1 protein-coding gene is annotated in these 252 nt (G+C 72.6%); it reads left to right on the plus strand.

The window, feature by feature from the left end; translation table 11 throughout:
* The coding region (locus tag JHD59_RS23065) for a hypothetical protein (RefSeq protein ID WP_233164495.1) at nt 1–196 on the plus strand (196 nt) is incomplete at its 5' end.
* Nucleotides 197–252 lie beyond the last annotated feature (56 nt).

Here is a 252-nt window from a genome sequence, read left to right on the forward strand (position 1 = left end):
GGTCTGGGCCAAGGAGGGCGCGCAAGTGCCGTCGGCCCTGCTGTTCCGCGCCGGCGGCGCCAACAGCGTGCGCGGCTACGATTACCAGAGTCTCGGCCTGCCCGGCCCCAACGGCTCGGTGCTGGGCCTGTCTCTTATACACATCTCCGAGCCCACGAGACTCCGCCAATTATCGCGTATGCCGTCTTCTGCTTGAAAAGGGGGGGGGGGGGGGGGGGGGGGGGGGGGGGGGGGGGGGGGGGGGGGGGGGGG

The organism is Chromobacterium sp. ASV23, assembly GCF_016428945.1.
GTDB classification, from domain to species: domain Bacteria; phylum Pseudomonadota; class Gammaproteobacteria; order Burkholderiales; family Chromobacteriaceae; genus Chromobacterium; species Chromobacterium sinusclupearum.